Here is a 21,614-nt window from a genome sequence, read left to right as displayed (position 1 = left end):
GTTCCCGGCTCCGGCGGGCCGGTCAGTCGACCAGCAGCGAACGCAGCCGGGCGAGCAGTTCCTCCCGGGTGGAACAGTCCAGCCGCTGCTTGATCCTGCCGATATGGTGCTCCACGGTCTTGGCCGAGATGAACAGCCGCTGTCCCACCTGTTTGTAGGTCATCCCGCCGAGCACCAGTTCGGCCACCTCGCGCTCCCGCTCACTGAGCAGCTCCCGCTCCTGACCCGAGGGCCCCACCCCACCGGTGTCCGCCGGGTGCCGGTAAGGACGCGGGGTCTTGCCCTGTAACGAGCGGGCGCACTCCAGCAGCGCCAGCATGGTGCCGCGATCCTTGGTGCGGATCGCGGCCTGCCCGGCCAGCCCCGCCCCGTCCCAGACCAGGCCGGCTCCGTGCAGCGCGTGGGCCGCCTGTCGGACGGACCGCTCGTCGACCTCGCCGTCGAGCAGCCGCAGCCACACCTCGGCGGCCGTGGACAACACGGCGGCCAGCTGCTCGCTCCCGGCCAGAGCGCGCAGGGCCGTGGCGTGCTCCGCCGCGTTCTCCCGGTCCCCCACCACCACGGCGGCCTGGAGGCGGCGCCAGGACAGCGGGGCGGCCCAGAGGGCGGGCTCTCCCAGGGCGGCCAGCAGCTCACGTGCCTCCCGCAGCGGCGGTCCCAGCCACTCCCGGTCTCCCAACCGCGCCCCGGCCACCACCAGTTCGCTCAGCGGGAGCAGGGCGAACAGGTCGGCGGGGTGCTCGGCCACGGCCCGGCGTGCCCCGGCCACGGCCCGGCGCAGTGCTTCCATGTCGTTGTCCCTGCTGGCGATACCCGCGTCCAGCGCGGTGGCCGTCAGCCTGTCCCGGGCGGGCAGCTCAGCCGGATCCTCCACGGCCCCGCCCAGCGTGTTCCTCGCCGCGATCGTGTCCCCCCTGAGCAGCGGCACCCAGACCGCCAACAGCCGGTGCCGGGTGCGGGCCAGCGGCCCGCCCACGTCGGCACGCACCGCCCGCTCCAACACGGACTCGGCCACGTCGAACTCGCCGCAGTGCAGGGCCACCGTGGCCGCCACCGCCGCCGGGGTGTCCGGCACCAGCAGCTCCGCGCCCACCGGTTCGGCCAGCGAGGCGGCACGGACCAGTGTGGAGAGGGCCTCCGGGGCGGAGCCCGTCACCGACTCGTGGATCCCCCGGGCCAGCTGCTCGCCCGCACCCGAGACCGAGGTGGGTGGTCCCTCCGCGGCCGAGGCCAGCAGCTGTTCGGCCTCGGAGATCCTGCCGGTGTCCACCAGTCCCACCACGGCGTGGGCCGCGTCCCCGGCCCACGGGAGATGCCGCGCCGACCACCGGCACAGTTCCGCGGAACGTTCCGGCAGCCCCCGGTGGGCGAGCACGGTGGCCGAGACCCGGATCGCCGTGTCCCGGTCCGGGGCCGACTCGTCCACGATGACCCGGTCCGCGGTGCGCACCGCCTCGTCCAGCCTTCCGGTCATCGCCGCGGCCCGGGCTCGCCGCGCGGCCACCGACAGCGCCGGGGAACCGGCCCCCACGGCCGCGTCGAACATCCGCACGGCCAGCTCCGGGGACTCCGGAAGCGACTCCTCCCCCGCGGCCTCGAACCCGGAGGCGAGCACGGGATCGGTGGGCAGGGCCGAGCCGGCTTCGAGCAGCGGACGCAGCAGCCCGGCCACCTCCGCCCCCCTGTCGAGTTGGATACGCACCAGCACACGCAGCACCTCCAGTCGTCGCTGCCAGGAGGTGAGCGCCAGCACCGCCTCCCGGACGAACGGATGCGCCGCGTCGCCGGTGTCCACCAGACCGGCGGCACGCAGTTCCTCCGTGGCGCGGGAGACCACCGTGGACTCCACGTCGAGGACGGTTCCCAGCAGTACCGGATGGGTGGGGCCGCCGAGCGCCAGCACGGTCAGACACCGCCGGGCCAGCTCCCCCAGTCCCCGCAGTTCCTCCTCGAAACGGTCCAGCGCCCGCTGCGGCAGCCGGATCCCCTCCGGGCGGAGGAGTTCCTCGGGGGAGACGGACTCCAGCAGCCGACTCACGAGTGCGGGAACCCCCCCGGTGAACGCCCGTACCCGTTCGGCGGTGTCGGGATCGTGGGGTGTTCCGGAGACCTCGCGCAGCCGCGCGGCGACCTCGTCGAGGTTCAGTTCCTCCAGTGAGACCACCGGGCGCCGCCGCCCCACCAGCGCGACCAGCTCGGCCAGTGGTTCGGGGCACGGCCAGGGACGGCAGGCCAGCACCACGCGGGGCGCACCGCCGTCGACCAGCTCCGCGAGTTCGCGCAGGCTCGCCTCGTCCAACAGGTGGGCGTCGTCGACCAGCAGCGCGCTCGGCTGTCCTTCCCCGGAGTGCCGGAGGGCGTCGACCTCGTGGTGCACCGTCAGGCCGGCCTCGCGGTAGATCCGGGCGAGTTCGGCCAGCAGCGCGGTCTTGCCGTAGCCGCCCGGGCCACGTATCACGGCGACCACCGGTTTGGACGGGCTGGCCGCGATCTCCTCCCGTATTCCCGTCGCCGCGCGCGGTTGGACGACCTGCCAGGGTTGTGGTGCGGACCCCGCCTCCGGTGCGGGCCGTGTGGCGCTGGGGTGGTTCACGAGCGGTCCCAATCGGTGTGCGGTGTTCGGTGGACGGTGCCGGTACCGGCGGCTCGGGCGAAAGGATCACTTGGCCTGCTGCACGATTCCGGGGCCCGCGGACTGGCCACCGAAACCCTGCACGAACGTCATGACGAGTCCGAAAGCGATCAGTAACGCCGCGAGCGTGAGTTTCAGGATCTTGAAGGACTTCTTGGTCGGCGTCGGTTCGACGGACATGGGTTCGACCTCCACCGGGGGACGTGGTGGGGGCACGGTGGGATCGGCCGAGGCATTCTCGATCACCGCCTCCGTACTGTCCACACCGTACTCATTTTCCGTGACCGGGTTGTCCTCGCCCGGGTCCCGCACCCGCATCAGCACACTCGTCTCCGCCCCGGCAGCGGCCCTGTCGGTGGCCGCGGACAGCACCTCGGCGGCCCGGAAGGCCGCCCCCCGCGCGGCCACCAGTTCGGGAGATCCGTCCACTCTGACCGGTGGGCCGGAGGCGTCCGGAGCCGGCACCCGTTCGTGGAGGCGTTGCCGGACCAGTTCGCGCAGCAGCGGCGTACGCGCGGGTCCGCCGGCCAGGACCACCGCCTCCAGGTCCTCCGGGGCCAACGAGACGGACTGTACCGTCTGGACCAGCATCTCCGGCAGCCATTCCAGTCGGGCCCGCGCCATCCGCTCGTAGCCGCCCCGGCTCAGTTCGAACTCACCCGGCTCATCCGGAAGAGGGACACTGAACCGGGCGAGTTCACGGTGGGAGAGCTCCTCCCGCGCCCTGGTGCACTCGGCCCGCAGGCGCGAGGCCGCGGCGCGGTGTCCGGGGTCGGCCGGGTCCAGGCGGGCGAAGGAGTCGGCGAACTCGGTACGCACCCGTTCGAGGACCAGCTCGTCCAGTTCCGCGCCGGCGGGAGTCTCCGACTCCACGGTGGGCCCCAGCGGTTCGAGCCCGGATCCCGGGCCGCGCGCCGACAGGTCCGCCGAGCTCGACTGTTCGTGTTTGCGCAGCACGGCGACGCCGGAACCGCTTCCCCCCGTGTTGCCGACCACGATGGTGCCGCCGTCGGCGACCGTCTGCTTCGACACGTAGTCCACGGCCACCGCCAGGGTCTCCGGCAGCAGGGTGACGTCGGTGATCCCCAGTTCGGCCAGTGCCCGGTGCACCAGGTGGGTACGGTGCGGCCCCCACCAGCAGTTGTGCGCGACGGCGATGTGTTCGGGGGGATACCCGTGGCGGTGGGTCACCTGGTCGGCCACCCATTCGACCACCGTGGCCACCAGGCGCTGGGCGGGGACGAACTCGCCTCCCAGCAGCAACGGAGCGTCCTCACCCAGGCTGGTGACGAAGTGGGAGCACGTCCATTCCGGGGCCTCCGCCCGCTGGGCGGCGGCCTCGCCCACCAGGTACCCACCATCCGGTAATCGGCGGACGAGACTCGGCACCTCGGGACGCGTCGTCCCGAGCGGGAACGGCACCGGGGTGGTCCATCGACCACCGTTCCTGCCCATCACAGCGGCCGAGGTCGTGGTGGTACCCAGATGAACCCCGAGAACGTAAGGCATGCCATCCCTTCCGGATCAGCCGTCCACACTTGTCATACCGCCAAGCGGCCTAGCGGGGTTCGTCCGGAAAGCCCGCCGTTCCAACCTAGCGTGAACTCAATTACGCAAAGATGTGACCCGTCCCATTGATCCCCTAAAGGGTGACAAATCAGAGTCCCCTAATAGGTTCAGCAATAACTAGGAGTGGCTCCCGATGGGCAAGCGCCTCCCCCGCCGTACCTTGATGAACAAGGAACGCGGGGATCGATCACCTCGCCCGGGAGAAGGACCACCCACGGCTTGAGTTCAGGAGAACGTCAGTGATGCCGAACACACAGCCGGATCAGGGTCACGGGCGGGGTGACTCCGAGTTCCCGACCCCGGAACCGGTCGTTCAGCAGACAGCGGCCCCGGGCCAGCCGACGCTTCAGGAGTTCCTGACCCGACTCGTCGGCAACCCGGAGACGCGGTCGGCGTTCGACGCCGACCCGCAGGGCACGCTGGAAGGCGCCGGACTGGGGGGACTGAACGCGGCGCAGATGCTCTACGCCTCCTCGTTCATGCTGGACTACGCCCCGGCCGAGTTCGTGACGGAGCACGCACGAACGGCCCAGCCCAGCATCGACACGTTCACGGCGAGCACCCAACACGTCGCGATCAGCCAGCTCGATCCCGGACAGAACAACGAGCAACAGGAAGCGACGGAAACCATGAGCGTGGACAACTCCCCCTCCGCCGAGTACTCCTCCGAGGGCGACGTCGACAACCAGCTGGAGCAGAACCAGCAGCAGAGCCAGGAGACCAACGTCGACGTGGACGGCAGCGTCGAGCACACCGACTCGCACAACCTGCTCAACGTGCACGACGTGCTCAGCGGCAACGAGGTGAACGCCGCCAACAACGCCGTCGGCGTGGTGGGCAACTCCGTCGACGTCGCCGGCAACACGGTCGACAACTCCGTGGACACCGTGGGCGACACCGTCAACAACACGGTGGACGGCGCGCTGGGCACCGTCAACGGCACCGTGGACACCGGTGTGGACGTGGCCGTCGGCAGCGTGGGCACCACGCTGAACGCCGCGGGTGACGTGACCGGCGGCCTCGACGACACGGTCGGCGACGTGACCGGCGCGGTCAGCAACGTCACCGCCGACGTCCCGGTCGCCGGCGACGTGACCGGCGACCTGCACGCCGGTCTGAGCGGCGAGAGCTCCGCCGAGGGCTCGGCCGACAGCGGTCTGGTCGGCGACGTGACCGGCGACCTGCCGCTGGACCTGCTCTGACTCCCGGAACCGCCTGACCCGCTCGGAACGGTTTCCGGGGAGTTCGGCACTTCCCCATGCGCTCTGACCTGAGCCGGTTCGGATCGCCGGGTTCCGTGTGCCCCTCTCTCCGCGGAACCCGGCGATCGGTTCGACGCCGCGAGAGGCAGCCTCGCGGCGTCGAACTCTTTTCCCCGGCCTCCTCCACCCGGAGCAGTCACTTCCCCCACGCGTCCGATGTCGGTACGGTGCGCACGGACGGATTTCGGACTCTCCGTGTCCGACCCTGTCCGATTTTTCCTCCGATCGTGTAGCCGTGCACAATCCCACCGTGATCGAAACGGCACTCGTGGAACTCATCGACCGCGCGGAGGCCGAGTGCGTCGAGGCACAACGGACGGACCTGAGCAACCGGTTGCGCCAGATCCGCAGCAGAGTACTCGATCCGGCCCAGCTCGTCCTCGTCGTCGGCGAGCCCGAACAGGGCAAGAGCGAGCTCGTCAACTCGCTCGTCAACGCGCCGGTCTGCGCCACGGGCGAGCACGTGAGCACCACGGTTCCCACTGTCGTACGACACTCCTCCGAGCCCTCGGCACAGCTCGTCGGCCAGGAGACCCCCCAGAGTGCCGTGGGCGGGGACCGCTGGCCCGTGCCGATCGAGCGCCTGCACGAGGAGCTGGACGACGCGCTGCGGCAGGGGCGGCCCCTCAGCCGCGCCGAGGTGGGACTGCCTCGTGCGCTGCTGGAGAACGGACTGGCCCTCATGGACACCCCCGCCGTCGGCGGCGTGGTCAGCTCCCTGGGTGCCGTCACCGAGGAAGCCGTGGCCGAGGCCGACGCCCTGCTCATGGTCTCCGACGCCACCCAGGAACTGACCACCAACGAGCTGAACTTCCTGCGCCGGGTCACCTCGATGTGCCCGAACGTCGCGCTGGTCCAACCCAAGATCGACTTCGTCCCGGACTGGCGACGCATCGTCGAGATCAACCGCAAACACATGGCCAACGCGGGTGTGGCGGGCAAGATCTTCCCCGTCTCCTCCCGGATCCGGGCCCGGGCCATGCGGGAGAAGAGCCAGGAGCTCAACACCGAGTCGGGCTTTCCCCCACTGCTGGACTACCTCCGCAAGGAGATGGCCAGCGCGCACGAACAACTCACCCGCAGGCTGGTGGCCCACAACGTCACCGAGGCCATCGACCGGATCACCACCTCCCTGCGCGAGGAGCTGAACAACCAGAGCCCGCGCACGGCCACCGAGACCCTGCTCGAACTGGAGGCGGCCCAACGCCGCGCCGAGGACCTGAAACGACTCTCCGGGCGCTGGCAGAAGACGCTCTCCGACGCCGTCCAGGAGTTGTACTCCGACATCGAGTACGACTTCCGGGAACGCAGCTGGGCCGTGCTGCACCGGGCCAACGAGACGCTGGACGAGGTGGACCCCGGCACCACCTGGGAGGACTTCGAGGACTGGCTGCGGCAGAACCTCTCCCGGGCGATCGCGGAGACCTTCGAGTGGCTCGACCGGCGCCGGGAACGGATCACCGAGCAGGTCTGCGACGAACTGCTGCGCGAGCACGTGCGCACCCTGCCCGCCAGCGACCCCATCCCCGTGCCCGACCCGCTGCCCCGGGTTCCCGACCCCAAACCCCCGAAGAACGCCGACTACCCGCGCAAGGACCAGTTCCTGACCGGGCTGCGCGGCTCCTACGGCGGCGTGCTGATGTTCGGGCTGATGACGAGCATGGCGGGGCTGCCGTTGATGAACGTGGTCTCCATCTCGGCGGGGCTGCTGCTGGGCAGCAAGAGCCTGAACGAGGAGAAGGACGCCCGGCTGAAACGCAGGCAGGCCGAGGCCCGCACCTCCGTGCAGCGCTATGTCGAACACGTGGTCTTCCAGGTCAACAAGGAGGCCAGGGACGCCATCCGCCACATGCACCAGACGCTGCACGACCACTGCAACCGCATCACCGAACAGGCCCAGATCAGCATCAGCCGGTCCATCCAGGACACCAAGCGCTCGGCCGAGCAGAGCGCCGTGGACCGGGACGCCCGCGCCAGGGAGATCAAGAAGAAGCTCGAGGAACTCAACGCGCTGCGCAAGAAGGCCGCCACGTTGACCTCCAACCGCATCACAGCCGCATGAACGCACCGAGTGACGCCGAGCCACCGCCTGCGGGCCTGCTGGGGCAGGCCAGGGCGCTGCTGCTCCGTACGATGACCTTCTACCGCGACGACCCCCGTACCGCCGGCTGGTTGCGCACCCGCCTGGAACGGCTCTCCGAACCGCTACGCATGGCCGTGACCGGAAGGGTGAAGTCGGGCAAGTCCACCCTGGTCAACGCGCTGGTCGGCACCGAGATCGCCCCCAGCGACACCGAGGAGCGCACCCAGGTCAACACCGTGTTCCGCTACGGGGACGAACCCCGGATCACGGTGCACACCCCGCACGGGACCCAGCAGCACGTCTCGCGGGGCAAGCTGGACCCGGCTACCATCCGCGACCTGCAACGCTGGCGACCGGACGAGGTCGCCCGGCTGGTGATCGAGACCCCCTCGCCCGGTCTCCAGGCGATCACGCTCATCGAGACGCCGGGGGTGGCGTCCACGGCGGTGCAGGAGACCGGCAGGTCGGCGCTGGCGCAGATTCTGTCCGAGGCCGACGCGGTGCTCTACCTGACGCGCCAGCCCCAGCAGACGGACGTGCAGTTCCTGCACTCGGTGCACGAGCTGCGCGTCGCGCGACGGGCCCCGATCAACACGGTGCTCGCGCTGTCCCGGGCTGACGAGGTGGCCGCCGGGGACGAGGACGCCCTGGAGACCGCCGAGCGGAGGGCGGCGCGCCACCTGGAGGACCCCAAGATCCGCTCCTTCACCCAACACGTCATCCCCGTCGCGGGGCTGTGCGCGCAGGGGGCGAGCACCCTGGACCGACAGCGTTTCGAGGCGCTGCGCGCGCTGGCCGCGCTCGACGGAACACGGATCGAGGACCAGCTGCTCTCGGCCGAGAGGTTCACCAAGGCCACCGAACCGGAGGGCGTGGACGCCGGCACCAGACAGACCCTGCTGAACGAGCTCGGTCTGTTCGGGCTGCGGCGCGCCCTGGACCTGCTCGCCCAGGGGGTCGGCGAACCCACCAGGCTGCGGGACGCGCTGCTGGAGGAGAGTCGCATCGGCGTGCTGCAGGAGGCGGTGCACCTGCAGTTCGTGGAACGGCAGGAGGCGTTGCGGGCCCGCTCGGTGCTGATGGCCGTGGACATGGTGTTGCGGGCCCATCCCCGTCCGGGCAGCAGGCAGCTGCGGGGGGAGTTGGACCGGCTGCTGGCCAACGCCCACGAGTGGGACGAGCTGCGGGTGCTGTCCGGGCTGTGGTCGGGGCAGCTACGGCTGCCGCACCCGCTGCGCCAGGAGGCCGAACAGGTGCTGGGCGCGCGCGGTCCCCACCCTGGTGTCCGGCTGGGAGCACCGCCCCAGGCCCAGCCCCGGGAGCTGGTCGAACGTGCCGGTGCCCTCGCCCGGCGCTGGCGCGCGTTGGCGGCCGACCCGCTCTTCGACCGTGCGCACCGGCAGGCCGCGCGGACCGTCCAGCGCAGGTGTGAACGGCTGCTGCTCACCCTGACCGGCGGCGGATGAGCGTCGCCGGCCGTGCGGGTCCTCACCGTCCTGCCGGGACGGCGGTGCCGGGAAGTTCCGCCTCCCCTCCGCCCCCGGAGGTGGGTGTCGTGTCCCGGCTCCGGGAACGTCGTGTCGCGTCCAGCGCGAACACCAGCAACAGCCCCACGCCGAGCAGCACGTAGGAGGCCGCGCGCAGCTGGTCGGCCGGCGTCAGGTTCGTCATGGCCGCGTGGTCCAACGGCAGGTCCAGCAACGTCACCGAATGCGTGACCAGCGCCGCGCACCCGGCCGGCAGCAGCCACCGGAGTCCGTGGCCCCCGAGGAAGTAGCTACCCGTGAGCACGATCGCCGGGAGGATCCACACCCAGTGGTTGCTCCAGGAGGTCGGCGAGAGCAGCAGCATGGTCAGTCCGAGCACGACCACCGCCGCGGCGTCGGTGGAGTGGTGCACGCAGTACAGGGCCATCGCCCCGAGCACCGCGCACGCCACCAGCCAGAGCCCCGTCTGCGCCACCTGGGGGAGGTCGGTGCGGTTCAGCACCGCCAGCACGCTCTGGTTTCCCCGCAACGGGGAGCCGAAGGCGGAGGCCGCCGGTCCCTCGGTGAACCAGTACGCCACCGAGTCGGGGAAGGCGACCAGGAAACCCACGAGGGTGGCGGCCACGGCGGTACCCGCGGCCACCCCGAAGGAGCGGAGATCGCGGCGCACCAGGAACAGCAGGGCGAACAGGGCGGGAACGATCTTGACCGCCGCGGCCAGACCGATCAGCGTTCCCCGGGGCCACCGTGGGGAACGCGTCAGGCAGTCGGCGACCACGGCCCCCATGAGCAGAATGTTGATCTGCCCCTGGGCGAAACAGCCGGAGACGGGGACGAGCACCACGCTCGCCTGCACGGCGAGGAGTGCGAGCACCAGGCAGGTCAGCCGGTCGAGGGGCAGGCTACGCCGCAGCAGCAACCAACAGGTTCCGGTCAGGGCCACCACGTTCAGCAGGTACAGCACGGTGATGTCCACCGTGAGCGGCAGCACGGCCAGGGGGGCGAGCGGGAGCAACGCGAAGGGTGGGTACACCCACGGCAGCTCTTCCCGGTTCGTCAGGGGCCCTTCGGCGGGCAGCACGCTGTCCCCGTTCAACCAGGCGGAGACCGCCCTGCGGTAGACCTCGTGGTCCGACCAGACCTCCTGGGTCGCGACCGCCGTCCACAGCTGCCGTACCAGCGCGAGGGAGATCAGCAGTACGAGCAGCCACAGGAGGGGGCGGACACCCCGAGTTCGGATGAGCGGGGATCTCGCGCCGATCCCGCCGGTGGTCCGGGACACCGTGGGACTGCCGGGATCAGCGAGCTCTTCCCTCATCCGGCGCTACTCTACCGAAGATAACGAAAGACTACGACAACATCACGAATTCGACACGATCTTCGGGACGAAAAAACCGGGTCCGACGGTGGGGCACCGTCGGACCCGGTCAGTGGTGGGAACCACAGTCAGCCCGCGGCCACCAAGTGGCCGCACCGGGCAAGGCTCAGTTCTGAACCTTCTCGGCGATCTTGTCGCCGGTGTCCTTGTCCACGTTGCGCCAGTACTGCAGCGCACGCTCCAGGATGGGCTGGCTGACGCCCTTGGAGAGGTGCCCGGCGACGTTGTTCACGAAGCGCTGCCGCTCCTCGTCGCTGAAGACCTCGCGGACCAGGGTTCCGGCCTGTCCGAAGTCGTCGTCCTCGGCGTGCAGCTGGTAGGCCGAGCGGACGACCTCCTCCTCGATGCCCTGCGGGGAGTGCTCGGTGCCCTGGGTGGTGTCGGCGTGCGGGCCGCCGTAGGAGTTCGGCGCGTACACCGGGTCCTGCCCGTAGCTGTAGCGCATCGGGCCGTCCTTGGCGTAGGAGTTCACCTGGGCGGTGGGCCGGTTGACCGGCAGGTCCATGTAGTTCGGACCGATGCGGTAGCGGTGGGCGTCCGGGTAGGAGAACAGCCTGCCCTGCAGCATCTTGTCCGGCGACGGGCCGATGCCGGGAACCATGTTGGACGGCTCGAAGGCGGCCTGCTCGATCTGGGCGAAGTAGTTCTCCGGGTTGCGGTTCAGCACGAACCGGCCGACCTTGATCAGCGGGTAGTCGCCGTGCGGCCACACCTTGGTCAGGTCGAACGGGTTGAACCGGTAGTCCGGGGCCTCCTCGATCGGCATGACCTGCACGTACAGCGTCCAGCTCGGGTTGTTGCCGGACTTGATGCTCGTCCACAGGTCACGGATGTGGGCGTCGCTGTCCTCACCGGCCAGCCGGTCGGCCTCCTCCTGGGTGAGGAAGTCGTGGCCCTGGTCGGTCTTGAAGTGGTACTTCACCCAGAACTTCTCGCCCTTGGCGTTTTCCCACATGAAGGTGTGCGAACCGTAGAGGTTCATGTTCCGCCAGGTCTTCGGGATACCCCGGTCACCCATCAGCCAGGTCACCTGGTGGGCCGACTCGGGGCAGTGGGTCCAGAAGTCCCACTGCATGTCGTGGTCCCGCAGGTGGTTGTCCGCCCGGCGCTTCTGGGAACGGATGAAGTCGGGGAACTTGATCGCGTCCCGGATGAAGAACACCGGGGTGTTGTTACCGACGAGGTCGTAGTTGCCCTCGGAGGTGTAGAACTTGATGGCCGTGCCGCGCGGGTCGCGCCAGGTGTCGGGGGAACCCAGCTCACCGGCGACCGAGGAGAAGCGGATCAGCGCCTCGGTCTTGGCGCCGGGCTGGAACAGCGCGGCCTTGGTGTACTGGCTGACGTCCTCGGTGGTCTCGAAGAAGCCGAAAGCGCCACCGCCCTTGGCGTGCACCACGCGTTCGGGCACCCGCTCGCGGTTGAACTGTGCGTTCTTCTCGATCAGGTAGTGGTCCTGCAGCAGGATCGGACCGTTGCTTCCCGCGGTCAGCGAGTGGTCGTCGCTGGCCACCGGGATGCCGGCGTTGGTCGTCGTGGGCCGTGGCGAACTCACGATCGTCCCTCCTCGTGGTGGTTGAGATGTCCGTCGATCACTGTTCGGCGGACCTACAGTCGGGGCAGTATCCCCAAAAAACGATCTCGGCTTCGTCCACGGAGTATCCTGCCGTGGTCGAAGGAGTCAGGCACGGTGCCGAACCGTGGACACAGTCCACGTCCTCGGTCCGTCCGCAGTCGCGACACACCAGGTGGTGGTGGTTGTCCGCCGTACGGGACTCGAACCGGGCCGGATGACCGGCGGGTTCGATCCTGCGTAACAACCCGGCCGCGGTGCACGCGTGCAGCACGTCGTAGACGGCTTGGGTGGACACCGAGCCGATGTCCCTCCGTACGGCACCAGCCACCTGCTCGGCGGTCGAGTGCGGATTGCTCGACAGCCAGTCGAGCACGGCCACGCGGGGGGCGGTGGCCCGGAGCCCCACCGCGCGCAGCCGTTCCCGCGTGCCGCCTTCCGCGACCTGACCGCCGGATGTCGTCCTGGATGCCATAACACGGACAGTATGCCACGCACAGATTGGAATAAGTCAAGAAAACACGCCGGTCTTCCCCGACACGTGTGACGAGGAATCCCCCGACGGACCTCGCGGCGGACCGTCGGCGGGCTCACAGCACGAGGTAGAGCCCCCACGAGATGAGGAAACCGACCACGCCGATCAACGTCTCCATCACCGTCCAGGTCCGGAGGGTGGTGGGCACGTCCATGCCCAGCAACCGGCCGATCAACCAGAATCCCGAGTCGTTGACGTGCGAGAGCACCGTCGACCCCGAGGCGATCGCGATGACGATCAGGCAGAGGTCGACCGCCGACAGCCCGGAGGCCGCCGACACCGCGGGGGCGATGAAACCGGCAGCCGTGGTCAGCGCCACGGTCGCCGAGCCCTGCGCCACGCGCATCACGACGGCGATCAGGAAGGCCGCCACGATGATCGGGATTCCCGCACCGTTGAGCGCGGCGGCCAGCGCCCTGCCGACCCCGGCCTCGGCGAGCACCGCCCCGAACATGCCACCGGCGCCGGTGATCAGGATGACCGCGGCGATGGTGCTCAGGCTGGAGGTGAGCTCCCGCTCGATCTGCTCACCCGTCATCCCGCGCCGCAGCCCCAGGGCCACCGAGGAGACCAGCACGGCCACGGCCAAGGCGATCGGACTCTGTCCGACGAGCATGGCCACCTGCACCGCCCGCGCCTCGGAGTCGACCACACCCTCCTCGGCCAACGCGCTCAGCCCGGTGTTCATGAAGATCAGCAGCAACGGCAGCAACAGCAGCCCGAGCACCGAACCCGTGCCCGGCGCACGCCCCTCCGGAGCGGTCCCCTCTCCGGTGGCGGTGGAGTTGTCGGGAACCTCCAGGAAGTTGCGCGCACCGCTCCACAGACCGAAGCCGTAGGCCGCCACGAACCAGGTCGGGATTCCCACCACCAGGCCGACCAGCAGCAACAACCCCGTGTTCGCCCCGATGAGCCCGGCCGCGGACACCGGCCCCGGGTGCGGGGGGACGAAGGCGTGCATGACGGCGAAGGCTCCGGCCACGGGCAGCGCGTAACGCAGGACCGAACCGCCGAGTCTGCGGGCCACCGTGAACACGATCGGCAGGAAGATGATCACTCCCGCGTCCAGGAAGATCGGGAAGCCGAACAACAGCCCCGCCACTCCGAGGGCGAGCGGCGCACGGCGTTCCCCGAAACGACGCACCAACGAGTCGGCCAGCACGGCGGCGCCGCCGGAGATCTCCAGCATCCTGCCCAACATGGCACCGAAACCGACGATCAGTGCGACTTCGGCGAGGGTCCCACCGAGCCCCTCGTTGAGGGTGTCCATCACCCGGTCGAGCGGGATGCCCAGCACCAGGGCCGTCGCCAGGCTGACCGCCAACAGCGCGATCATCGGCTGGAGCTTGACGAAGACCACCAGCACCAGCAGCACCGCGACGGACCCCGCGGCCACTGCCAGGGTGCCCGTCGCCCCCCACGCGGAGTCGTTGGCGGCCTGCTCGGCCGCGGCGAGCGCTCCTTGCACGAATCTGCCCCTTTGTCACCACCGGGCATCACCCGAACGGATGCCGAACAGGGCAGATCCTCACAAGGCGTGCCTACACCTCGCCAGGGCTCTGGATCGCTTCAGTCATACTTTTTTTCGACGCCGTTCACTCCGTTGACACGGCGCTCCACCAGTTGGTAGCGGTCCGTGGTCACGGGCCCGGGACGAACCGAGGACCACGGCGCACGAGCGGGCTCACTCGGCACCGGGAACCAGGTCCCGCACCGCCTCGTGCAACCGCTCGATCCCACCGCGCTGCTCCCGCAACAACCGGACCGCCTCCGGATCGGCGGGCACCGTGCGGCTCGGGTGCACCAGATCGACCGTCTCCTCCAGGGACTCCAGCTCCCCCAGGGCCCGCCAACCGAGGAACACCGCTCCCAGGGCCGAACCTCCGCTGTTCTCCGCCAGTTCCAGTTCCTTCCCGAGGGCGGCGGCGATGACCTCGGCCCACACCCGGCTGCGGAAACCACCACCCGTGGCCCGCACCGCGCGCACCTCCGCGCCGGTGTCGACCACGGCGTCCCGCACCAGAGCGAGCTGCTGGGCCACCCCCTCCACCAGCGCCCGGGTTATCTCGGCCCGGCCGTGCACCCGACGCAACCCGACCAGCGAACCGGTCAGCCCGGGCTCCCACCAGGGAGCGCGTTCCCCCATCAGGTAGGGCAACGCGACCAGTCCCCGAGCCCCCGTGGGCACCCGCAGCGCCTCGTCCATCAGCTCCCCCAGCTCCACGCCGAAGGTCTCGGCCGCCCACTGCCCGACGACGGCGCCGTTGCTCACCGCTCCGCCGGAGACCCACAGTCCTTCGGCCAGGTAGTAGCAGAAGGTGCGGCAACGCTCGTCCACCCCGGGCTGCTCCCGCATCACACGCAACGCACCGCTGGTGCCGAGGGAGAGTCCGGCCACCCCGGTGCTCACCGCGCCGACCCCGAGGTTGCCCAGCGGGCCGTCCCCGGCACCGAGCACCACCGGCAGTCCCGCCGGCAGCCCCGTCCTCCGGGCGGCCTCCGGCGTCAACGGCAGCGTGTCGGTGGGCGCCCTGACCGTGGGCAGCCGATCCCGGCTCACCCCGGCGACCGCCAGGGCCTCCTCATCCCAGTCCAAGGTGGACATGCGTTGCAGACCGCTGCCCGAGGCCAACGACTGGTCCGTGACGAACTCGCCGGTCAACGCCGTGAACACCACGTCCTTCAGGGCACACCATCGGACCACCCCGGAGGCGAGCTCGGGACGCTGCTCGCCCAGCCAGGCGAGCTTGACCATCACCGACTGCGGATGCACCGGCGTTCCGGTCGCCCGGTGCAAGGCCGCCGCGCCCTGGCGGTCCCCGCGCAGTTTCCGCGCCACCTCGGCGCAGCGGCTGTCGGAGAGGTGGAAGGCTGGCGTGACCGGAACGCCCCGCTCGTCCAGTCCGACCAGCGAGTGCATGGCGGTGCTGAACGACAACGCCCGCACGGAACAACCGGACCGCCGCACGCGGTCCGCGCACTCGGCCAGCGCGGCCAGCGCGGCCTCACGTACCGCCTCGGCGTCCTGGACGGCCTCCCCCGGCTCCGTGGTGCGCATCCCGTTCTCGCGTTCGACCAGGTGCAGCACCGTCCCGTGCCGGTCGGCGGCCACCACCTTGGTGGCCGTCGATCCGATATCGAGCCCGAGCAGGACCTCCTGGGTTGCGGATACGCTCATGTCCCCAACCTATCCAGCCCACGGGAACTCCTCCCGGTGGACGAGACGCACGCCACCCCTCGGAGGAGGAACGGGCGGTGCGCGGAGGGGACTACTCACCCACGGAGGAGTGGCTGACCAGGGTCTCGGCGATCTCGTAGGTGTTCAGCGCGGCGCCCTTGCGCAGGTTGTCCCCGCAGACGAAGAAGTCCAGGGTGTTGGGGAAGTCCATCGCCTGTCGGAGTCTCCCCACATAGGTGGGCTCGGCACCGACCACGTCGGCCGGGGTCGGGAAGTCCGGTCCCTCCGGGGCGTCCGGGTCGTCCCGCAGCACGATCGACGGGGCCTGCTCGAAGGAACGGCGCGCCTGCTCCACGCTGACCTCGCGCCCGAACGTCGCGTGCACCGCCAGGGCGTGTGTGGTCACCACGGGAACGCGCACGCAGGTGGCCGAGACCTTCAGCTCCGGCAGATCCAGGATCTTGCGCGACTCGTTGCGCACCTTCAGCTCCTCGGAGGTCCAGCCGTCCTCCTTGCGGGAGCCGCACCACGGCACGGCGTTCAACGCCAGCGGGGCCCTGAACGGGGACTGCTCGGGCAGTCCGGCGGCGGCCAGCGCCTCGGCCACGTCCCCGGCCCGGTCCCCGACCTGCTTGCCCGCGACAGCCTCGATCTCGGCGCGCAGCCTGTCGACGCCCTCCTGGCCGGAGCCCGAGGCGGCCTGGTAGGAGGAGACCACCAGCTCGCGCAGGCCGAACTCCTCGTGGAGCCGGCCGAGCGCGGCCATCATGGACAACGTGGTGCAGTTGGGATTGGCGATGATCCCCTTCGGACGCCGGGTGACCCGGCTGCCGTTGACCTCGGGCACCACCAGCGGAACCTGTGGGTCCATCCGGAACGCCCCGGAGTTGTCCACCACCGTGGCGCCCCGTTCGACCGCCACCGGGGCCCACTCGGCGGAGAGCTCGTCCGGCACGTCGAACATGGCGATGTCGACGTCGTCGAAGGCCTCCGGCGACAGCGCCCGAACCGTGTGCTCGACCCCGCGCACCGTGATCGTGCGGCCCGCCGAGCGTGGGGAGGCGATGAGCCTGATCTCGCCCCACGGCACGGACTCCCGCGCGTTCATGATCTCGATCATGACCGACCCCACCGCGCCGGTGGCTCCGACGACGGCGACGGTGGGCCGACCGTCCGACTGTCCCGCACCCATGTCAGCGACCACTCCCCGCGTAGACCACGGCCTCTTCCTCCCCGCCGAGTTCGAACGCGGAATGCAGCGCCGCGACCGCGTCCTCCAGCTGGGCCTCCCGCACCAGAACCGAGATCCGGATCTCGGAGGTGTTGATGATCTCGATGTTCACCCCGGCCTCGGACAGGGCCTCGCAGAACACGGCGGTCACTCCCGGGTGCGACCGCATTCCCGCGCCCACCAGGGACACCTTGCCCACGTCGTCGTCGTAGACGACCTCCTCGAAGCCGACCTCGCCCCGGACCTTCTCCAGCTCGGCCACCGCCTTGGCGCCGTTGCTCTTGGCCACGGTGAACGTCAGGTCGGTGCGCCCGGAGGCGACCCCGGAGACGTTCTGCAGCACCATGTCGATGTCGATCTCGGCATCGGCGACGGCACGGAAGATCCTGCCGGCCACCCCTCTGCTGTCCGGAACGCCGCGCACGGTGACCTTGGCTTCCGACCGGTCGTGCGCCACGCCGGTAATCATGGCCTGTTCCACGGAAAGGTCCTCCACTGAGCCGGACACGATCGTGCCAGGGTTGGATGAGTACGAAGAACGGACGTGCAGGGGCACCGCGTACCGACGCGCGTACTCCACGGCGCGCAGGTGCAGCACCTTGGCCCCGGTGGCGGCCAGTTCGAGCATCTCCTCGTAGGTGATGCGGTCGAGGTGCCGGGCGTCGGTGGCGATGCGCGGGTCCGCCGTGTACACCCCGTCGACGTCGGTGTAGATCTCGCAGACGTCCGCGTTCATCGCGGCTGCCACCGCCACGGCCGTGGTGTCCGAACCGCCGCGCCCGAGGGTCGTGACGTCCTTGCTGTCCTGGCTGACCCCCTGGAACCCGGCGACCATCACCACGCACCCCTCGTCCAGGGCCTCGCGGACCCTGCCCGGAGTCACGTCCATGATCCGCGCGTTCTGGTGCGCCGAGGTGGTGATCACCCCGGCCTGGGAACCGGAGAACGACCTGGCCTGCTCGCCGAGGGACTCGATCGCCATCGCCACGAGCGCGTTGGATATCCGCTCGCCCGCCGTCAGCAGCATGTCGAGTTCGCGCTCGGGCGGGTCCGGATTGACCTGCCTGGCCATGTCCAGCAGCTCGTCGGTGGTGTCGCCCATGGCCGAGCACACCACCACGACGTCGTTGCCCGCCTTCCGGGTCTCGACGATGCGCTCGGCGACCCGTTTGATTCGATCGGCACTCTCGAGCGAGGAACCACCGTATTTCTGGACGACGAGCGCCACCTGGAACAAACCTCCTCGCGCCGCGCGGATCTCCCGCGTGCGGGACGCCCCACACTGACACCGGGATGACGGAAGCCGCCGGCCCGACACACCCCGCGAACGACGAACGCGCCGACGAACTCCGCGGCCGGGCGACCGAGCACTTCCGCCGGGCCGCTCCGCTGTCAGCCCAGCCTACCGAACGAACACCACCGGAGGGGACACCCGTTTGCCGTGGCTAGCCTGGTTTCCGCGTGTCAGGCACGGCCGTTCACCACCGACGAGGGAAGGGTCCACGGTTGTCCGCGACGGGAGAAACGCTCGGCCCCACGCCGTCCACTTCCGGAGAAACCCCCGGTGACCAGCGGACAGCCCTGGTGGGACCCCACCTTCCCCGACGGCGGGAGGCGACGGCGACCGTCCGGCGTCGCGGACTCGACCCGGTTCCCGCGGTGCTGTATCTCACCGTCCACATGCTGGGAATTCTGGTGTTGGCGGCCCTCTGCGCGAGCCAGGGCAAGCAGTTTCCGCCCGTCCTGTTCTCGTGGGACTCCGACTGGTACCTCCAGATCGCCGCCAACGGCTACGACGGCGTCTCTCCCACGATGTTGGACGGACACGGCCACCACCACCAGGGGACGGCGATGGCCTTCTTCCCCGGCCTCCCGCTGGCGATCCGTGCGGTGGCGCTACTGCCGGGGCTGGACCCGCCGCGGGCAGCCCTGCTGGTGAACCTGGCCGCCGGTCTGGTCTGCGCCTACGGGTTGGTCCGGCTGGCCCGACTGGTCACCGGATCACGACGCGTCGGTCTGGTGCTGGTGGTGCTGTTCTCGGCGGCGCCGATGTCGGTCGTGCTGGTCATGCCCTACACCGAGGCGCTGTTCTGCGCCCTGTCCGTGTGGGCACTGGTCGGTGTGCTGGAGAACCGCTGGTCGCGGGCGGGGCTGTGCTGCCTGGCCGCCGGGCTGATCCGCCCCACCGGGGTGGTGCTGATCGCCGTGGTGGTCACGGCCGCCGTGGTGGCGCTCGCGCGGGGACGATCCGGACGAGGCCCCTGGGCGGCCTGCCTGCTCGCCCCCCTCGGCACCCTCGCCTACCTCGGGTGGGTGGCCGTCCGCACCGGCCAACCGGACGGTTACTTCGAGATCCAGCAGCGCGGCTGGTCCTCCTCCTTCGACGGGGGAGTCAGCACGGCGCGGTTCGTGCTCGAAACGCTGACCACCGACAAGGACACCTTCGTGACCCTGACGGCCTGGCTGGTGCTGTGCGCCGTGGTGCTGTTGGTGCTGTGTCTGCACGGGAGGCTGCCGTGGCCGCTCGTGATGTTCGCGGCCCTGGTGCTGGCCCTCGCCCTCGGTTCGGACGGACTGATGTTCTCCAAGGTGCGCCTGATGCTGCCCGCCTTCCCGCTGCTGCTTCCGCCCGCGCTCGGTCTCGCCCGACGGGGCGGGCTCACGGCGATAGTCTCGACCACGCTGTTCGTCTGTTTCGGCTCGTGGTTCAGCGCCTACGCGCTGGCCGTGTGGCCGTACGCGATCTGAGGCGCACTGCCGACGACCACCCACGCCGGAAGGTTCAGTCGGACAGCGAGGACGACCGAAGTCCCCACGATGCGACGACCCTGGAGGAACTGTGAAACCGGCTGACTCCTCCGTACCGCTGCACCCCCTGCTCGCCGAACGCTGGAGCCCGCGAGCACTGAGCCCCGACCCGGCGGTGACCGACAAGCAGTTCACGGCACTGTTCGAAGCCGCGCGCTGGGCCCCCTCCTGGGGCAACACCCAACCCGCGCGTTTCGTGGCGGGCCGCCGCGGCGAGACCACCTTCGACAAGCTGCACGCCACGCTCTCCCGGGGCAACCACGGTTGGGCGGGCAACGCCGGAGCCCTCGTGCTCGGCGTGGCCCGGAAACTCGACGAGGAGGGCGAGCCCTTCCCCTACGGGGAGTACGGCCTGGGGCTGGCCGTGGAGAACCTCGTCCTGCAGGCAGTGGCCGAAGGGCTGGTCGCCCACCAGATGGCCGGTTTCGACCGGGACGCGGCCCGACAGGCCTTCGGCATCCCCGCAGACTACGAACCGCTGGTGGTGATCGCCGTCGGAGCCCAGGGGGACGGCGACGAGCTGCCCGAGCGTCTGCGGGAGAAGGAGAACGCCCCGCGGCAACGCGTGGCCCTGGAGGAACTCGTGTTCGGCGAGGGCTGGAACAGCTCCGCCTTCTGAGTCCGACGAGGACCGAAGGAACCGTCCCCGTGGCCCCGCCGGGTCAGCGGGGGCGGACCTCCGCTCGGACGACTTCCCGCCGAGCACGCCGGGCGCGGCGGGGAGCGCTCATCCGGCGCGACCCCCGAACAGGCGCAGCAGGCGACCGGCCACCGCGGAGACCAGCAGCCAGCACACGGCGGCCGAGCCGTGGTTGAGCAACACCTGCAACTTCGGCGCCCGTGGTTTGACGAAGAGATCCCGGAAACCGAACGCCAGGGTCTCGGCCCAGTCGGCGACGAACCGGACCAGGGCGTTGGCCGGGTTGGCTCCGGCCACCGTCAACAGCACGTGCACGGCCAGCAACGCGGCGGCCACTGTGCACACCCACCGCACGATCGTGGCCAGTGTCCCGAACAGCCGCGCGCGGAACACGGCGAACTCGAACCCGCCACGCAGGCGGTGTCCCCCGGAACGTCCGGCCCGTCCCGTACGCGCCGAACCCGCCACCTCGTCGGACATGCCGGAAGTGTGCCACGACACACCCCACGATTACCAGCAGGTAGCCGGGTTCGAACGCACTCCCGGAACGCCGGGTCGGCAGCGTGGACGATGGGGCTCACACGGAACCCGAACCCGGCGCACGAGCGGCCGAGCGGGTCCTTGCGGGGGCTCACCCGAAGATACGGGCCAACAACCCCCCGAGCAGCATCCAGAACAGCGCGGCCAGCCCGTAGTCCAGCAGGATCTGCAACTCCGGTGTGGGCGCGTCGACCAGACCGGGGAAGAACAACGCCAACGGTTCCGCCGCCTGCCGCACCGACTGCGCCAACCGCCCCTCCGGCTGGAAGTCGAAGAGCACGAACACCGTGTGGGCCACCAGCAGCACGGCCAGCAGGAACCCCACCCCCTGGAAGAGGGTGGCCACGGCCGATCCGGAGTTGGTCTTGTTCGACGCCATGCCCTCCAGCCTGCCGCAGAACCGGGGCGAGGACGATCACTCCACCCACCGAATCCCCACAGGCAGGTTCCAGCATTCGGAACAGCCGGTTGCGTGTCGGACACGGGGTGCGGTTAGGCTGGCGCCGTGACTTTCCGCCTCCTGCTTCGACGCCGCGACGGGGTCAGTTAGACCGGCCCCTCGTCGCGGAGGTCGAACGTGCCGGTCGATCAGTCGAAAGCAACCGCGCACGAGCAGGAGCGAGCCGGACCATGAACGAGCAGCATCCCACCACGGAGACGACCGGCCGTCACGAGGACGTCAGGAGCAGGCTGCGCACCCC

General features: G+C 70.1%; 16 protein-coding genes. 5 read left to right on the top strand and 11 right to left on the bottom strand.

Annotation, left to right across the window (positions count from 1 at the left end; all coding sequences use genetic code 11):
- Positions 1-22: 22 nt before the first annotated feature.
- Positions 23-2,593: a helix-turn-helix transcriptional regulator gene (locus CEP50_RS10485; RefSeq protein WP_258175143.1), complete on the bottom strand. Its 2,571-nt coding sequence runs from the start codon at positions 2,591-2,593 to the stop codon at positions 23-25.
- 66 nt (positions 2,594-2,659) lie between these two features.
- On the bottom strand, positions 2,660-4,141 hold the full coding sequence (locus CEP50_RS10480) for an Hsp70 family protein (RefSeq protein WP_219905426.1): 1,482 nt from the start codon (positions 4,139-4,141) through the stop codon (positions 2,660-2,662).
- Positions 4,142-4,443: 302 nt separating this feature from the next.
- Between CEP50_RS10480 and CEP50_RS10475 the strand changes: the two genes are divergently transcribed.
- From CEP50_RS10475 to CEP50_RS10465, 3 genes are all read left to right on the top strand, one after another.
- The gene (locus tag CEP50_RS10475) at positions 4,444-5,403 is read left to right on the top strand and encodes a hypothetical protein (protein ID WP_106113759.1); all 960 of its coding nucleotides are present in this window, start codon (positions 4,444-4,446) and stop codon (positions 5,401-5,403) included.
- A gap of 310 nt (positions 5,404-5,713) precedes the next feature.
- Positions 5,714-7,525: a dynamin family protein gene (locus CEP50_RS10470; RefSeq protein ID WP_106113796.1), complete on the top strand. Its 1,812-nt coding sequence runs from the start codon at positions 5,714-5,716 to the stop codon at positions 7,523-7,525.
- Positions 7,522-9,012: a dynamin family protein gene (locus tag CEP50_RS10465; protein ID WP_106113758.1), complete on the top strand. Its 1,491-nt coding sequence runs from the start codon at positions 7,522-7,524 to the stop codon at positions 9,010-9,012. Before CEP50_RS10470 ends, CEP50_RS10465 begins: the two co-directional genes overlap by 4 nt.
- Before the next feature lie 22 nt (positions 9,013-9,034).
- On the opposite strand, the gene CEP50_RS10460 is transcribed toward CEP50_RS10465, so the two are convergent.
- The 7 genes from CEP50_RS10460 to CEP50_RS10430 form a co-directional block, all read right to left on the bottom strand.
- Positions 9,035-10,351 carry a glycosyltransferase family 87 protein gene (locus tag CEP50_RS10460; RefSeq protein ID WP_106113757.1) on the bottom strand — a complete coding sequence of 439 codons (1,317 nt, stop codon included), beginning with the start codon at positions 10,349-10,351 and terminating at the stop codon, positions 9,035-9,037.
- A 166-nt stretch (positions 10,352-10,517) separates the two neighbouring features.
- A complete protein-coding gene (locus tag CEP50_RS10455) occupies positions 10,518-11,963 on the bottom strand; it encodes a catalase (protein ID WP_106113756.1) in 1,446 nt (481 codons plus the stop codon).
- Between the two features lie 37 nt (positions 11,964-12,000).
- Positions 12,001-12,456, bottom strand: coding sequence for a Fur family transcriptional regulator (locus tag CEP50_RS10450; RefSeq protein ID WP_106113755.1), 456 nt, complete (start codon positions 12,454-12,456; stop codon positions 12,001-12,003).
- 115 nt (positions 12,457-12,571) lie between these two features.
- The gene (locus CEP50_RS10445; RefSeq protein ID WP_181188323.1) at positions 12,572-13,984 is read right to left on the bottom strand and encodes a GntP family permease; all 1,413 of its coding nucleotides are present in this window, start codon (positions 13,982-13,984) and stop codon (positions 12,572-12,574) included.
- 216 nt (positions 13,985-14,200) lie between these two features.
- Positions 14,201-15,694: a gluconokinase gene (locus tag CEP50_RS10440; protein WP_106113754.1), complete on the bottom strand. Its 1,494-nt coding sequence runs from the start codon at positions 15,692-15,694 to the stop codon at positions 14,201-14,203.
- 91 nt (positions 15,695-15,785) lie between these two features.
- A complete protein-coding gene (locus tag CEP50_RS10435; RefSeq protein ID WP_106113753.1) occupies positions 15,786-16,886 on the bottom strand; it encodes an aspartate-semialdehyde dehydrogenase in 1,101 nt (366 codons plus the stop codon).
- A 1-nt stretch (position 16,887) separates the two neighbouring features.
- Positions 16,888-18,153 (bottom strand): aspartate kinase, encoded by a 1,266-nt coding sequence (locus CEP50_RS10430; RefSeq protein WP_106113794.1) that lies wholly within the window; start codon positions 18,151-18,153, stop codon positions 16,888-16,890.
- 278 nt (positions 18,154-18,431) lie between these two features.
- On the opposite strand from CEP50_RS10430, the gene CEP50_RS10425 reads away from it, so the two are divergent.
- Both CEP50_RS10425 and CEP50_RS10420 read left to right on the top strand, forming a co-directional pair.
- Complete coding sequence (locus CEP50_RS10425) at positions 18,432-19,673, top strand: hypothetical protein (RefSeq protein WP_258175142.1); 1,242 nt, start codon at positions 18,432-18,434, stop codon at positions 19,671-19,673.
- Between the two features lie 91 nt (positions 19,674-19,764).
- Positions 19,765-20,352: a nitroreductase family protein gene (locus CEP50_RS10420; protein ID WP_106113751.1), complete on the top strand. Its 588-nt coding sequence runs from the start codon at positions 19,765-19,767 to the stop codon at positions 20,350-20,352.
- 108 nt (positions 20,353-20,460) lie between these two features.
- Here the strand turns inward: CEP50_RS10420 and CEP50_RS10415 are convergent, their stop codons facing one another.
- Positions 20,461-20,853 (bottom strand): hypothetical protein, encoded by a 393-nt coding sequence (locus tag CEP50_RS10415; RefSeq protein WP_106113750.1) that lies wholly within the window; start codon positions 20,851-20,853, stop codon positions 20,461-20,463.
- A 151-nt stretch (positions 20,854-21,004) separates the two neighbouring features.
- The gene (locus CEP50_RS10410) at positions 21,005-21,292 is read right to left on the bottom strand and encodes a hypothetical protein (RefSeq protein ID WP_106113749.1); all 288 of its coding nucleotides are present in this window, start codon (positions 21,290-21,292) and stop codon (positions 21,005-21,007) included.
- Between the last annotated feature and the right edge of the window lie 322 nt (positions 21,293-21,614).

This window comes from Actinopolyspora mortivallis (assembly GCF_003001495.1).
Classification (GTDB): Bacteria; Actinomycetota; Actinomycetes; order Mycobacteriales; family Pseudonocardiaceae; genus Actinopolyspora; species Actinopolyspora mortivallis_A.
This window is presented reverse-complemented; position numbering and strand designations above follow the sequence as displayed.